The organism is Pseudomonas sp. LB3P81 (assembly GCF_054897965.1).
On record NZ_JBUBVG010000001.1, the window covers coordinates 4,821,978 to 4,835,034 of the forward strand.

Annotated in this window: 13 protein-coding genes; 9 read left to right on the plus strand and 4 right to left on the minus strand. The window is 59.7% G+C overall.

The window, feature by feature from the left end; translation table 11 throughout:
• The first annotated feature begins 15 nt into the window (after positions 1-15).
• Genes ACYZTL_RS22360 through ACYZTL_RS22370 form a run of 3 tightly spaced genes read left to right on the plus strand, consistent with a single transcriptional unit; the run spans position 16 to position 3,053 of the window.
• Positions 16-2,004, plus strand: a complete 1,989-nt coding sequence (locus ACYZTL_RS22360) for an FUSC family protein (protein WP_461953559.1) — start codon at positions 16-18, stop codon at positions 2,002-2,004.
• Positions 1,991-2,185, plus strand: a complete 195-nt coding sequence (locus ACYZTL_RS22365) for a DUF1656 domain-containing protein (RefSeq protein WP_461953560.1) — start codon at positions 1,991-1,993, stop codon at positions 2,183-2,185. The genes ACYZTL_RS22360 and ACYZTL_RS22365 overlap by 14 nt, the downstream gene beginning before the upstream one ends.
• Before the next feature lie 10 nt (positions 2,186-2,195).
• Positions 2,196-3,053 (plus strand): efflux RND transporter periplasmic adaptor subunit, encoded by an 858-nt coding sequence (locus ACYZTL_RS22370; RefSeq protein WP_461953561.1) that lies wholly within the window; start codon positions 2,196-2,198, stop codon positions 3,051-3,053.
• A gap of 153 nt (positions 3,054-3,206) precedes the next feature.
• Here ACYZTL_RS22370 and ACYZTL_RS22375 read toward each other — a convergent pair whose 3' ends face one another.
• The gene (locus ACYZTL_RS22375) at positions 3,207-3,677 is read right to left on the minus strand and encodes a MaoC family dehydratase (RefSeq protein ID WP_461953562.1); all 471 of its coding nucleotides are present in this window, start codon (positions 3,675-3,677) and stop codon (positions 3,207-3,209) included.
• A 41-nt stretch (positions 3,678-3,718) separates the two neighbouring features.
• The gene (locus ACYZTL_RS22380; RefSeq protein ID WP_461953563.1) at positions 3,719-4,663 is read right to left on the minus strand and encodes a lysophospholipase; all 945 of its coding nucleotides are present in this window, start codon (positions 4,661-4,663) and stop codon (positions 3,719-3,721) included.
• A 226-nt stretch (positions 4,664-4,889) separates the two neighbouring features.
• Between ACYZTL_RS22380 and fadD2 the strand changes: the two genes are divergently transcribed.
• Together fadD2 and fadD1 are read left to right on the plus strand one after the other, a co-directional pair.
• Complete coding sequence (gene fadD2, locus ACYZTL_RS22385; protein WP_461953564.1) at positions 4,890-6,578, plus strand: long-chain-fatty-acid--CoA ligase FadD2; 1,689 nt, start codon at positions 4,890-4,892, stop codon at positions 6,576-6,578.
• A gap of 360 nt (positions 6,579-6,938) precedes the next feature.
• The gene (gene fadD1, locus ACYZTL_RS22390) at positions 6,939-8,639 is read left to right on the plus strand and encodes a long-chain-fatty-acid--CoA ligase FadD1 (RefSeq protein WP_461953565.1); all 1,701 of its coding nucleotides are present in this window, start codon (positions 6,939-6,941) and stop codon (positions 8,637-8,639) included.
• A gap of 126 nt (positions 8,640-8,765) precedes the next feature.
• Here fadD1 and ACYZTL_RS22395 read toward each other — a convergent pair whose 3' ends face one another.
• A complete protein-coding gene (locus ACYZTL_RS22395; protein ID WP_077047210.1) occupies positions 8,766-9,143 on the minus strand; it encodes a hypothetical protein in 378 nt (125 codons plus the stop codon).
• 200 nt (positions 9,144-9,343) lie between these two features.
• Between ACYZTL_RS22395 and ACYZTL_RS22400 the strand changes: the two genes are divergently transcribed.
• From ACYZTL_RS22400 to def, 3 genes are all read left to right on the plus strand, one after another.
• Positions 9,344-9,535: a CsbD family protein gene (locus tag ACYZTL_RS22400; protein WP_461953566.1), complete on the plus strand. Its 192-nt coding sequence runs from the start codon at positions 9,344-9,346 to the stop codon at positions 9,533-9,535.
• Between the two features lie 170 nt (positions 9,536-9,705).
• Positions 9,706-10,668, plus strand: a complete 963-nt coding sequence (locus ACYZTL_RS22405) for a YihY/virulence factor BrkB family protein (RefSeq protein WP_461953567.1) — start codon at positions 9,706-9,708, stop codon at positions 10,666-10,668.
• Positions 10,665-11,204: a peptide deformylase gene (gene def, locus ACYZTL_RS22410; RefSeq protein ID WP_461953568.1), complete on the plus strand. Its 540-nt coding sequence runs from the start codon at positions 10,665-10,667 to the stop codon at positions 11,202-11,204. Before ACYZTL_RS22405 ends, def begins: the two co-directional genes overlap by 4 nt.
• 52 nt (positions 11,205-11,256) lie before the next feature.
• Here def and ACYZTL_RS22415 read toward each other — a convergent pair whose 3' ends face one another.
• Entirely contained in the window at positions 11,257-11,679 is a 423-nt protein-coding gene (locus tag ACYZTL_RS22415; RefSeq protein ID WP_461953569.1) for a GNAT family N-acetyltransferase, read from the minus strand.
• Between the two features lie 423 nt (positions 11,680-12,102).
• On the opposite strand from ACYZTL_RS22415, the gene ACYZTL_RS22420 reads away from it, so the two are divergent.
• Positions 12,103-13,044: a fatty acid desaturase gene (locus ACYZTL_RS22420; protein WP_461953570.1), complete on the plus strand. Its 942-nt coding sequence runs from the start codon at positions 12,103-12,105 to the stop codon at positions 13,042-13,044.
• Positions 13,045-13,057 lie beyond the last annotated feature (13 nt).

A 13,057-nucleotide genomic window follows, 5' to 3' on the forward strand; every position in this document is an offset into this window, starting at 1 on the left:
TCAAGAGTGCTATTCGTGCCTATCACTGTGCAGGCTTTATTCGCGCCCGACCGCCGCGCCCTGCAGTTCGCGATCAAGACCCTGCTAGGCGGTGGCCTCGCGCTGTGGCTGGCATTGCGCTGGGGACTGGAGCAACCGGCCTGGGCGTTGATGACGGCGTTCATCGTCGCTCAGCCGTTGTCCGGGATGGTGGTGCAAAAGGGCTTGGCGCGTGTGTTGGGGACGCTGATCGGAACGATCATGTCGGTGGTGTTCATAAGCCTGTTCGCACAGACGCCGTGGTTGTTTCTTTTGGCATTGGCGTTGTGGCTCGGGCTGTGTACGGCAAGTTCGACCTTGCTGCGCAGTGCCTGGTCCTATTCGTTTGTGCTGGCCGGTTACACCGTGGCGATCATCGCGTTGCCGGCCATTACCCATCCGCTGACAGTGTTCGATCAAGCCGTGGCGCGCTGCACGGAAATCTGTCTGGGCATTCTCTGCGCCACCGCCGCCAGTGCGTTGCTGTGGCCGATGCGGGTCGAGCGGCAACTGGCGGATCAGGCGCGAGCCGCGTGGCAGAGCGGGATGAATGCCGCGCGCGCAACATTGGCCGGCGATGGTCAGGCGCGCCAGGGGCTGCTGGAAATCCTTGGTCGGATCGTCGCCGTGGATGCCCAGCGCGAGCATGCCTGGTTCGAAGGCGGGCTCGGTCGGCAACGTGCGCGGGGCATCAGCGGACTCAGCCAGAAACTGTTGATGCTGCTGCGCATCGCCCGTTCGGTGCGCCGTCAGTGGAAGCAGTTGGAACCGCAGGAAGCCGAACAGTTGACGCCGTGGATGACCGAGGTTCAACAAGCACTCGCCAGCCCGGATGCCGCGACGTTGCAAGCCTTGCGACCGCGCTTGCTCGACGCCAGCCATGACCCGCAGATCAGCTCCGCGCAGAGTTATTGCCTGGTCCGTTTCACCCTGCTGATGGACACCGCGATGGCGGCAACCGCCGCGTTGACCGCGGTGGAGGAGGGCAAGGAAACCGTCGATCCTCCACGCACCCTGACACCGCACCGCGACCTGTCATTGGCGCTGGTCTTCGGGGCGCGCAGTGCCTTGGCGTTTCTGGTGGTGTCGTGTTTCTGGCTGGCGACTGCCTGGCCCGCCGCCTCAGGCGCATTGGTGCTGACCTGCGTGGTGTGCAGCCTGTTCGCCAGTCGCGAAAACGGCGCGCAGATCGGCATGAGTTTTATGCGCGGGATTTTTCTGGCGATCCCGGCAGCGTTTATCGTCGGGCAGATTCTGCTGCCGCAATGGAGCGGTTTCGAGTTGCTCTGCATGGGCATGGGCGTGCCGTTGTTTCTGGGCGCGCTGGGCATGGCCAAGCCGCAGATCGGCGCCACGGCCACTGCGTTCTGCATGGTCTTCATCGTTCTGGTCTCGCCGCTCAATGCGATGAAGTTCGACGTCGCGACGTTCCTCAACAGCGCTCAAGCCATGGTGATGGGCGTAGGTGCCGCCGTGTTGGCGTTTCACTTGCTGATCCTGCGCAACCCGGCCTGGCACGGTCGGCGTTTGCTGGCGGCGACCCTCGACGACCTGGTGCGCCTGACCCGGCGCAATCTGCCCGGTGCCGAAAGCTGGTTCGGCGGGCGTATGGCCGACCGTTTGCTGCAACTGGCGCGGCACTATCCGGAACTGCCGGAGCCGGCGCGCAGTCGTTGGGATGACGGCTTGCTCGGTCTGGACATCGGCGACGAACTGCTGCATTTGCGCTTGAGCCTGGCGGCGGCGCAGGTGCCGGTCAGTGCGCCGCAGCGACGCTATCTTGAGGCGCTGGAAAAAGTCCTCGAACAAGGCCCGAGCGGTCGTTGTGCCGATGCCCTGGAACAACCCAGCGAAGAATTCTTGAAAACCTTGTACGCGTTGCCGCCCAGCGACCCGGTGAAACTGGCCCAGGGCGCCGTGCTGCAATTGCAGAACAGCTGGCGCGCGTGGTGCCGTCAACAGGAGCAAAGCCATGGGCTTGCGTGAATGGTCGGTGGGCGGCGTGCTGCTCAGTCCGTTTCTGATTTATGTGCTGCTGGCGCTGCTCGTCACCGCAGGCTTGCGCCTGACCCCGGCCGGCCGCTGGATCTGGCACGAAGCGTTATTCGATTGCGCCTTGTACGTCTGTGTATTGACCCTGTTCACCGTCGTCCTCGGACCTTTATAAGGAGTTGAACATGCGTACATCCGTACGTGTCGCGGTCACCCTGTGCCTGGTGGCGGTGGCGATTTTTGCCGGTTTCCATTTGTGGCAGTACTACATGCTCACGCCGTGGACGCGGGATGCGCGGATTCGCGCCGATGTGGTGGTGATCGCCCCGGACGTATCGGGCTGGGTGCGTGAACTCAAGGCGTTCGATAACCAGCCGGTGAAGGCCGGCGACCTGTTGCTGAGCATTGACCGCGACCGGTTCGAAGCTGCGCTGGAGAAGGCGCAAGCGGTGGTGCAAACCCGTCAGCAACAACTCAATCTGCGCGAGCACGAAGCCAGTCGCCGCGCTGCCCTCGGCCCGCAGGCGATCAGTGCCGAGCTGCGTGAGAACGCGCAAATCAACGCCGGCATCGCCCGTGGCGAACTGCGCGAAGCCCAGGCCGAAGCCAAGGTGGCCGAACTCAACCTCGCCCGAAGCCAGGTTCGTGCGCCACGCAGCGGCCACATCACTAACTTGCGTCTGGCCCAAGGCAATTACGTAAATGCCGGGCAAGCGGTGATGGCGCTGATCGACGATTCGACGTTCTATGTGCAGGCGTATTTCGAAGAAACCAAACTGCCGCGGATTCGTGTCGGCGACCCGGTGAAGGTCTGGTTGATGAGTGCGGGTGAGGCGCTGCAAGGGCATGTGGAAAGCGTCAGTCGCGGGATTACCGATCGCAACACCACGCCGGATGGGCAATTGCTGGCGGAGGTGGAGCCGACGTTCAACTGGGTGAGGCTGGCGCAGCGGATTCCGGTGCGGATCAAACTGGACAAGGTGCCCGAGGGGATCAATTTGAGTTCGGGGATGACGGCGAGTGTGCAGGTGCAGGAGCGGTAGAGGTCACTGTGGCGAGGGAGCTTGCTCCCGCTGGGGTGCGAAGCACCCCCAAAATCAGGCACCGTGATTAATCTGGTCAACCGCGGTGACGTTGTTTACGACTGCTTCGCAGCCGAGCGGGAGCAAGCTCCCTCGCCACAGGGGAGCGGTGGCTCAGCCGATGCTGATCGTCGGCAGCGTCGGCAACGTCACGGTCTGCTGCTTGCGCGGCGCCAGAATCTCCGCCTCGCCATCTACGACCAACTCATCACGCTGGTTGAACACGCGCGTGGCAATGCGCACCCGAAACTTTGGCAGCTTCTCGAGTACTTCCAGACGCACGGTCAACGTATCGCCAATTTTCACCGGCTTCTGAAAGCTCATCTGCTGACCGATGTAAATGGTGCCCGGCCCAGGCAACTCGCAGGCAACGGCTGCGCTAATCAGTGCGCCGCTGAACATGCCGTGAGCGATACGCTCCTTGAACATGGTGCCAGCGGCGAACTCGGCGTCCAGGTGCACCGGGTTGTGGTCACCGGACATCGCGGCGAACAGTTGAATGTCGCGCTCTTCGACCGTCTTGCTGTAGCTGGCGGTCTGCCCGACTTCAAGGGCTTCGTAAGGGGTGTTGGTAACCTGGGTCATCGGTTTCAATTCCTGTGACAAATAAAAAAACCACAAAAAAACTATTCGGCTCGGGGTGGGCGGCGGTGGCTCAGGGCTTGAGCGATCCAGCTCAGCACGTCGGCCGTCACTTCATCGCGATTGCTCTCGTTGAACAGTTCATGCCGTGCCTGCGGGTAAATCGTCAGTTGCAGGCTCTGGCTGCCAGCGGCGCGTAGCGCATCGGCCAGATCTTTCAGACGCTTGCCTTCACTCACCGGATCACATTCACCGCCAATCACCAGCAGCGGCAGGCCCGGATCAAGCTGAGCGAGATTGGACGCTTTGCTGATTTGCTGCAAGCCACCGAGCAAATCGATCCATAGCTGATTGGTGCAGCGAAAGCCGCAGAGCGGGTCATTGGCATACAGGTCGACTTCGGCCGGGTCGCGGCTGAGCCAGTCGAATGGTGTGCGTGCCGGTTTAAAGGCCTTGTTGAACGAGCCGAACGACAGCCATTCGATCAGCGCGCTGCGCCCCTTCGGTCCCTGGCGCAATCGTTCGAGGCGGGCGATCTGCCGGGCCGCGCGATAAAGCGCCACGGGCTGGAAGTTCGAACCGCTGAGCACAGCGCCGTGCAGGCTGGCGCTGTGATGCAGCAGATAAGCCTGGGCGATGTAACTGCCCATGCTGTGGCCGAGCAGCACGATCGGCACGCCGGGATGTTGCTGGCCGATGTGCTGATTGAGGCTGGCCAGGTCGCCGACCACCTTGCACCAACCATCGTCATCGGCGAAATGACCGAGTGTCCCGTTTTCGGCAGTTTTGCCATGTCCACGTAGGTCAGGTGCGTAAACGCCGTAGCCCTGTTCGCAGCATTTTTCGGCCAGGCGCGCGTAGCGGCCGCTGTGCTCGGCCATGCCGTGGGCCAGCAGGATCACCGCTTTCAACGGCGCGGCGGGCAGCCACTGGTTGACGAAGAGGCGGCTGCGGTCACTCGCGGTCAGCCAGAAGGTGTCGTGGATCATGGCGATTCCTTTGCATGGGCTCGGTGCATTGTATAGCGCATCCTTCGCGTGCCGTCTGATCAGGCCAAGCCACGGCACCAAGATTCACACGGTCAATGTCGCCCGTTGGCATATTTGCCTGTTTCGCCATAGCTGCTAGTGTCCGTGAAGCTCCGCTTTTTACTTTTTGTTTTCAAGACAGCAGAAAGCGGCCCCCGGATAGGTTCAGGTAAAGAGGACAAGAACAATGCAACCTGATTTCTGGAATGACAAACGCCCGGCCGGCGTGCCCCTGGACATCGATCAAGGGGCCTACAAGTCGGTGATCGAGGTGTTCGAGCGTTCCTGCAAGAAATTTGCGGACCGCCCGGCCTTCAGCAACATGGGCGTGACCCTGACCTACGCCGAACTGGAACGCTACAGCGCCGCATTCGCCGGTTACCTGCAAGCCCACACCGACCTGGAACCCGGGGATCGCATCGCGGTGCAGATGCCCAACGTCCTGCAATACCCGATTGCCGTGTTTGGTGCGTTGCGCGCCGGGCTGATCGTGGTCAACACCAACCCGCTGTACACCGCGCGGGAGATGCGTCATCAGTTCAAGGATTCCGGTGCCCGGGCGCTGGTCTACCTGAACATCTTCGGACAGAAGGTCCAGGAAGTGCTGCCCGACACCGACCTCCAGTACCTGATCGAAGCGAAGATGGGCGACATGATGCCCGCCGCCAAGGGCTGGCTGGTCAACACCCTGGTGCGCAAGGTCAAGAAAATGGTTCCGGACTATTCCTTGCCGCAGGCCATTTCCTTCAAGAGCGCGTTGCGTCTGGGCCGGGGCCTGGGCATCAAGCCGCTGAACGCCAGTCTCAACGATATCGCCGTGCTGCAATACACCGGCGGCACCACCGGCCTGGCCAAGGGCGCGATGCTGACCCACGGCAACCTGGTGGCCAACATGCAGCAGGCGCGGGCTTGCCTGGGGCAGTTCGGCAACGATGGCCAGCCGCTGCTGCGCGAAGGCCAGGAAGTGATGATCGCGCCGCTGCCGCTGTACCACATATATGCCTTCACCGCGAACTGCATGTGCATGATGGTGACCGGCAACCACAACGTGCTGATTACCAATCCACGGGACATTGGCGGTTTCATCAAGGAACTGAAGAACTGGCGGTTCTCGTGTTTACTGGGGCTTAACACCCTGTTCGTCGCGTTGATGGACCATCCGGATTTCAAGACCCTGGATTTCTCCAGCCTCAAGCTCACCAACTCCGGTGGCACCGCGCTGGTCAAGGCCACCGCCGAGCGCTGGGAGCAACTGACCGGGTGCCGCATCACTGAAGGCTACGGCCTGACCGAAACCTCGCCGGTGGCGTGCACCAACCCGTACGGCAACAAGTCACGGATCGGTACGGTCGGCCTGCCGGTGCCGGGCACCACGTTGAAAGTCATCAACGATGAAGGCGTCGAGCAGCCGATGGGTGAGCGCGGCGAACTGTGCATCAAGGGCCCACAGATCATGAAGGGCTATTGGCAGAAACCCGAAGCCACCGCCGAAGTGCTGGATGCCGAAGGCTGGTTCAAGTCCGGCGACATCGCGGTGATCGACCCGGACGGCTTTGTGCGCATCGTCGATCGCAAGAAAGACATGATCATTGTCTCGGGTTTCAACGTGTACCCGAACGAGATCGAAGACGTGGTGATGGCTCACCCGAAAGTCGCCAACTGCGCAGTCATCGGTGTGCCGGACGAACGTTCGGGCGAGGCGGTGAAGTTGTTTGTGGTGGCGCGTGAGTCGGGGGTCAGCCTTGAAGAGCTGAAGGCCTACTGCAAGGAAAACTTCACGGCGTACAAAGTGCCCAAGCACATTGTGTTGCGTGAGTCGTTGCCGATGACGCCGGTGGGCAAGATTCTGCGGCGGGAGTTGCGGGATATTGCCTGATCAGATTGTAGATCTGGGCGGTCTCAAAAGATCGCAGCCTTCGGCAGCTCCTACAGGGGATCGCATTCCTCCGTAGGAGCTGCCGAAGGCTGCGATCTTTTACTTTGATGGCCCAATTTACGGGGCTTTCAGGGCTTTATAGAATTTTTGCTCTAAAATGACCGCTTGTAATTCTTGAGTCACAAATGTGACTTTGTAGGACACTTTTGGCTCTAGTAGGCCCTTGTCAAAGCTGCTACTCTCGGCGCGTTTTGTGACATCTAGGCCTTCTGTAAAAGCCAGACTCACCAACAATAAAACACCAATAATAATCGCATCAAATGCGATATTTGAATTCGCGTTGCTGAGGAGTGGGCTTCCATGATCGAAGACTTCTGGAAGGATAAATACCCGGCCGGGATTGCTGCCGACATCAATCCGGACGAGTATCCGAATATTCAGGCAGTGTTGAAACAGTCCTGCCAACGCTTCGCCGACAAACCGGCATTCAGTAACCTGGGCAAGACAATTACCTACGGTGAACTGTACGAATTGTCCGGTGCCTTTGCCGCTTACCTGCAACAGCATACCGACTTGCAGCCGGGCGATCGAATCGCCGTGCAGTTGCCCAACGTCTTGCAGTACCCGGTCGTTGTGTTCGGTGCCATTCGCGCCGGGCTGATCGTGGTCAATACCAACCCGCTCTACACCGCGCGGGAAATGGAACACCAGTTCAACGACTCCGGCGCCAAAGCCCTGGTGTGCCTGGCCAACATGGCGCATCTGGCCGAGACCGTCGTGCCGAAAACCGGCGTCAAGCATGTCATCGTCACCGAAGTGGCTGACCTGTTGCCGCCGCTCAAGCGTCTGCTGATCAACAGCGTCATCAAATACGTGAAGAAGATGGTCCCGGCGTATCACTTGCCCAAAGCCATCAAGTTCAACGACGTGTTGCGCAAGGGCCATGGCCAGCCAGTGGCTGAAGCCAACCCGGCCGGCAGCGACGTGGCGGTGCTGCAATACACCGGCGGCACCACCGGCGTGGCGAAGGGCGCAATGCTGACCCATCGCAACCTCGTCGCCAACATGCTGCAGTGCAAGGCGCTGATGGGCTCCAACCTCAACGAAGGCTGCGAGATCCTGATCACGCCGCTGCCGCTGTACCACATCTATGCGTTCACCTTTCATTGCATGGCGATGATGCTGATCGGCAACCACAACATCCTGATCAGCAACCCGCGCGACTTGCCGGCGATGGTCAAGGAGCTGTCGAAGTGGAAGTTCAGCGGTTTTGTCGGCCTGAACACGCTGTTCGTTGCCCTGTGCAACAACGAAGGTTTCCGCAAACTGGATTTCTCGGCGCTGAAAGTCACCCTGTCCGGCGGCATGGCCCTGCAACTGGCTGCGGCCGAGCGCTGGAAAGCGGTCACCGGTTGCGCCATCTGCGAAGGTTACGGCATGACCGAAACCAGCCCGGTGGCGACGGTGAACCCGATCCAGCACATCCAGATCGGCACCATCGGTATCCCGGTTCCGTCGACCCTGTGCAAAGTCATCGACGATGCCGGCGTGGAGCAGCCGTTGGGCGAGGTCGGCGAGCTGTGTGTGAAAGGTCCGCAGGTGATGAAGGGCTACTGGCAGCGCCAGGAAGCCACCGATGAAATGCTCGACAGCGAAGGCTGGTTGAAGACCGGTGACATCGCGCTGATCCAGCCTGACGGCTACATGCGCATCGTCGATCGCAAGAAAGACATGATCCTGGTGTCCGGTTTCAACGTGTATCCGAATGAGCTCGAAGACGTGCTCGCGACCCTGCCGGGCGTATTGCAATGCGCGGCCATCGGCGTGCCGGACGAGAAGTCGGGCGAGGCGATCAAGATTTTCATCGTCGCCAAACCAGGTGTGACGCTGACCAAGGAACAGGTGATGGAGCACATGCGTGCGAACGTCACGGGCTACAAGGTTCCGCGCTCTGTGGAGTTCCGCGATGCACTGCCGACCACCAACGTCGGCAAGATCTTGCGCCGTGAGTTGCGGGATGAAGAGCTGAAGAAGATCAACGCGAAGAAAGTAGACGCGTAACAAACAAAAAGCCCCGCAGATGCGGGGCTTTTTGTTGAAGCAAGATCAAAAGATCGCAGCCTGCGGCAGCTCCTACATGGATCGTATTCCTCTGTAGGAGCTGCCGCAGGCTGCGATCTTTTGCTGTTACTGGCGGAACGGCGCGAAATTGACGTTGGTGCCCGCCGGGCGCATGTCCTGCAAGTACGAATCCTTGTCTGCACTCAGTTCCAGGCTCAACGCAGCCTTGCGCTTGCCCTGGTTGCGCACCACCAGCCCTTCGAGCTTCTCGCGCAGGAACACCGTCGGCACCTTCAGGTGCAGCAGTTCGTCGGTGTCCGGTGTGTGCATCAGCAGGTGAATCCATTCGTACTGACCAATGGCCAGACGCGCCACCGGGATATCGAACCACCAGATGTTGCGGTTGCGGTTCAATTCGGTGAAGTGGCAGTTGTTGACGCCAAGCACAGCACCGCCGAGTTCCTGGTTTCTGCGGGCAATGGCCTGCTTTTTATCGAGTTTCATAACATTCCTACGGGATTGGATCTTCAGCGCCATGGCCTGAATACGTTGCGCATTCTCGGGGGTTGGTCGGCAAACATAAAGCCCAACCTGCACGGAACGATGAAATGTCGCGGTGAAAATAAATGAAACTCCGCGCAAACGCCTCCGGTCAATCCTTGTGTAACGACTTTTCTCATTGATTTGTTCACAGGAGAAACACCATGAGCAGCACTGGCGATAAAGTAAAAGGCATGGCTAACGAAGCCGTCGGCAACGTCAAGCAAGGCGTTGGCAAAGCGACTGACAACCCCAAACTGCAAGTCGAAGGCAAACTGCAGGAAAGGAAAGGCGAAGCTCAGCAAGCAGTGGGTAAAGCCAAGGACGCGATCAAAAAAGGCGTCGACAGAGCTTGATTTGGCCTTTGGTGAATATCAGAAACGGCCATCCACGGATGGCCGTTTTTGTGTCAGCCTGAACTCGCACACGGAAATTGTTACAAATTCGCCAATTAAGCTACTTTGATGTAGAAAACGGCCCTTGAGTCGCCACGACTTCAACCGATTTGCGGCGAAAGGAGACGCTCATGATTTTCCCGGACATGAAAGGTTTACCCATCCACCGTGTGATGGTGCGCACGGTCACCGAGTTCGTCGACGACGAGATGTCGACCTATGCCTCGGCTCTGGCCTACCAGATGCTGTTTTCGTTGTTTCCCTTCATTCTTTTTCTGATCGCCCTGATCGGCTTCCTGCACCTGCCGGACTTCTTCTCCTGGCTGCGCCTGCAATCGGAACTGGTCCTGCCGCCCCAGGCGCTGGAGCAGGTGAACCCGGTGATCGACCAGCTCCAGCAAGCCAAGGGTGGCTTGCTGTCGGTCGGTATCGTGATCGCCCTGTGGACGGCGTCTGCCGGTGTGCGGCTGATGATGAGCGCGATGAACGCTGCTTATGACGTGGTCGAAGGCCGCCCGGCGTGGAAGCGTTTTCCGCTGTCGATCATCTACACCGTCGGCATCGCCGGCATGTTGCTGATCGCTGCTGCACTGATGGTGCTCGGGCCGCAGGTGATGACCTGGATCGCTGCGCAAGTCGGCCTCGAATACTTCATCGTCACGCTGTGGACCATCGCCCGCTGGCCGGTGGTGGTGATTCTGCTGATGGTGGCCGTGGCGCTGATTTATTACGTCATGCCCGACGTCAAACAGGAGTTCCGCTTTATCACGCCGGGTTCGGTGCTGGCCGTGGTGGTGTGGATCCTCGCGTCTGTGGGTTTCGGTCTGTACGTCAAGGAGTTCGCCAACTACAACGCCATGTATGGCAGTATCGGCGCGATCATCGTGTTGTTGCTGTACTTCTATATTTCCGCAGCGGTGCTGTTGCTCGGCGCGGAAATGAATGCGGTGATCGAACACATGTCGACCGAAGGCAAGGCCCCCGGCGAAAAGGTCCCCGGCGAGCATGGTCCTGTCCATGAAGAGAAACACCACGTTTCCGGGCTGGGCCGGGATCACTCGATCAAACCACCCACTGACGAAGTCATCAAATGATCCGTGAAATCCTGAAAATGGGCGACGAGCGCCTGCTGCGTGTTGCGCCGCCGGTCCCGGCCGAAATGTTCGACAGCCCGCAGTTGTGGCAACTGATCGACGACATGTTCCAGACCATGGAAAGCGTCGGCGGGGTCGGCCTGGCGGCGCCGCAGATCGGGGTGGACCTGCAACTGGTGATCTTCGGTTTCGAGCACAGCGAGCGCTATCCGGATGCCGAAGCAGTGCCGCAGACCATTCTGATCAATCCGCTGATCACGCCGTTGAGCCCGGTGATGGAAGAGGGTTTTGAAGGCTGCCTGTCGGTGCCCGGCCTGCGTGGCGCTGTGGATCGTTACCGGCAGATTCGTTATGAAGGTTTCGACCCCAAGGGCGAGCCGGTCGTGCGCATTGCCGAGGGCTTCCATGCCCGCGTGGTGCAGCACGAATGCGATCACCTGATCGGCCGGTTGTACCCGTCGCGGATTACCGACTTCAGTAAATTCGGGTTTACCGAAGTGATGTTCCCGGATCTCGATCCCAACGCCGACGATTGACCTCACCACAAAACCCTGTGGGAGCGAGCAAGCCCGCTCCCACATTTGATCTTCATGTCTGCCTGACCGGTTCCAGACCCATCGCAATCATCGGTTTACTGCGCGCATAACGGCTCAACCGTTCGACCATGGCGTAAGGCATGGTCGGATCGAAGGTAAAACCGCGTCGTTCATAAAAACCGCGCAAGTCCGGATGACAGAACAGCCACACCGGTTGTTCCAGACCTTTCACCGCTTCGGCGATCAACGCCGCCGCAATCCCTTGTTCGCGGCACGCCGGATCGACGAACAAACCGGTCAGCCAGTGTCCGCCCGAGACCGGGCGCAAACACAGGGCGCCAATGATCTCGTCGCGCCTGGCGACCCACAATTGAGCGTCACGCACCGCTTTCATCGACGATTGGTGGGCACGATAAAACTTGTTCATCAAGGGCCATAGCGGCTCGGCGAGCAAGGTGTACTGGGTGTCGGACATGGGTGGGGTCTGTGTGTGCGCAAAGTGCGCGATTATAAAAGAACGCGCGCCCGGCGATAGGTGTATACCTGATCTCACATCCCGTATGAGTGGAGTACGTATCATGGCCAAAGGCATGGATTCAAAAAAAGCGGCAAAGAAGAAACCGGCGAAAACCGCCGATGAAAAACGCGCGGACAAGAAGGCCAAGAAGGTGGATGTGTTCGGGCATTGATCCCCCCAGCAACCGAGCCTGACAGTGAACCTGTGGCGAGGGAGCTTGCTCCCGCTGGGGCGCGAAGCGGCCCTTCAAAGGGACTGCTACGCAGTCCAGCGGGAGCAAGCTCCCTCGCCACACGCGTTTAGAAGAAATAACCAAATAATCTGCAAGATTTCCCGGCTTCATTGCACAGAAGGGGACTGGTCCCCGATCTGAGCAACGCCATGCCCCATTACTTCGATAACGCCCACCGAGAAGAAATCGAAACCCTGCGCCAACGCCTGACCGCTCGCACCGAGTGGCCGACCTGGTTGCTGCTGATCGGCGTGTATGCCGGCTGGTTCAGCCTTGTGCTGGGCAGTGCCCGACTGGGTTTGTGGTGGAGCACGCTGTTGTTGATTCCATTGGTGGTGCTCTGGTTGTCGGTGCAGCACGAATTGCTGCACGGGCATCCCACGCGCTGGACCAGCCTGAACAAAATCCTCGGCTACGCACCGTTCGCCGTCTGGTATCCCTACACCTTGTATCGCGACAGCCACTTGCTGCATCACCGCGACGAAGACCTGACCCTGCCTGGTATCGATCCGGAAAGCCGCTACCTGAGCGCCGAGCAGTGGCAGGGTCGTTCACTGTTCGAACAGAGCCTGCACTGGCTGAACAAAACCGTGCTCGGGCGCTTCATCCTCGGTGCACCGCTGGCGTTGCTGGCGCTGGCGCGGGAAGAACTGCAACGTCTGAAAGCGGGTGAGCGGCAGGCCTGGTTGATGTGGCTGACCCACGGCGCGCTGACCCTGCTGATGTTGCTGTTCATCGCCCGTTACAGCGTGCTGCCGGTGTGGCATTACCTGTTGCTGATCAGTGTGCCGGCGCTGTCGATTGCGATGATTCGCTCTTACTACGAACACCGACCCCATGCGCAACCCGAGCAACGCACGGTACTCAATGAAGCTGCCTGGCCGTGGCGCTGGCTGTTCCTGAACCTCAACTTTCATCTGGTGCATCACGACTTGCCGGGGTTGCCCTGGTACGACTTGCCCCGCGCCTATCACGCGCGCCGCGAGCAGTGGCTGGCGCGCAGCGGCGGGTTTCTGGTGCAGGGTTATGGCCAGTTGTGGCGCGAGAATGGGATAAAGGCGATCGACAGCCCGAAACACCCATTCCACTGATTGCGAATGCATT

Coding starts and splice junctions, on each gene's coding strand:
- ACYZTL_RS22365 (WP_461953560.1), top strand. CDS start 1,991: ATGGGCTTGCGTGAATGGTCGGTGGGCGGCGTGCTGCTCAGTCCGTTT.
- ACYZTL_RS22370 (WP_461953561.1), top strand. CDS start 2,196: ATGCGTACATCCGTACGTGTCGCGGTCACCCTGTGCCTGGTGGCGGTG.
- ACYZTL_RS22375 (WP_461953562.1), bottom strand. CDS start 3,677: ATGACCCAGGTTACCAACACCCCTTACGAAGCCCTTGAAGTCGGGCAG.
- ACYZTL_RS22380 (WP_461953563.1), bottom strand. CDS start 4,663: ATGATCCACGACACCTTCTGGCTGACCGCGAGTGACCGCAGCCGCCTC.
- fadD2 (WP_461953564.1), top strand. CDS start 4,890: ATGCAACCTGATTTCTGGAATGACAAACGCCCGGCCGGCGTGCCCCTG.
- fadD1 (WP_461953565.1), top strand. CDS start 6,939: ATGATCGAAGACTTCTGGAAGGATAAATACCCGGCCGGGATTGCTGCC.
- ACYZTL_RS22395 (WP_077047210.1), bottom strand. CDS start 9,143: ATGAAACTCGATAAAAAGCAGGCCATTGCCCGCAGAAACCAGGAACTC.
- ACYZTL_RS22400 (WP_461953566.1), top strand. CDS start 9,344: ATGAGCAGCACTGGCGATAAAGTAAAAGGCATGGCTAACGAAGCCGTC.
- ACYZTL_RS22405 (WP_461953567.1), top strand. CDS start 9,706: ATGATTTTCCCGGACATGAAAGGTTTACCCATCCACCGTGTGATGGTG.
- def (WP_461953568.1), top strand. CDS start 10,665: ATGATCCGTGAAATCCTGAAAATGGGCGACGAGCGCCTGCTGCGTGTT.
- ACYZTL_RS22415 (WP_461953569.1), bottom strand. CDS start 11,679: ATGTCCGACACCCAGTACACCTTGCTCGCCGAGCCGCTATGGCCCTTG.
- ACYZTL_RS22420 (WP_461953570.1), top strand. CDS start 12,103: ATGCCCCATTACTTCGATAACGCCCACCGAGAAGAAATCGAAACCCTG.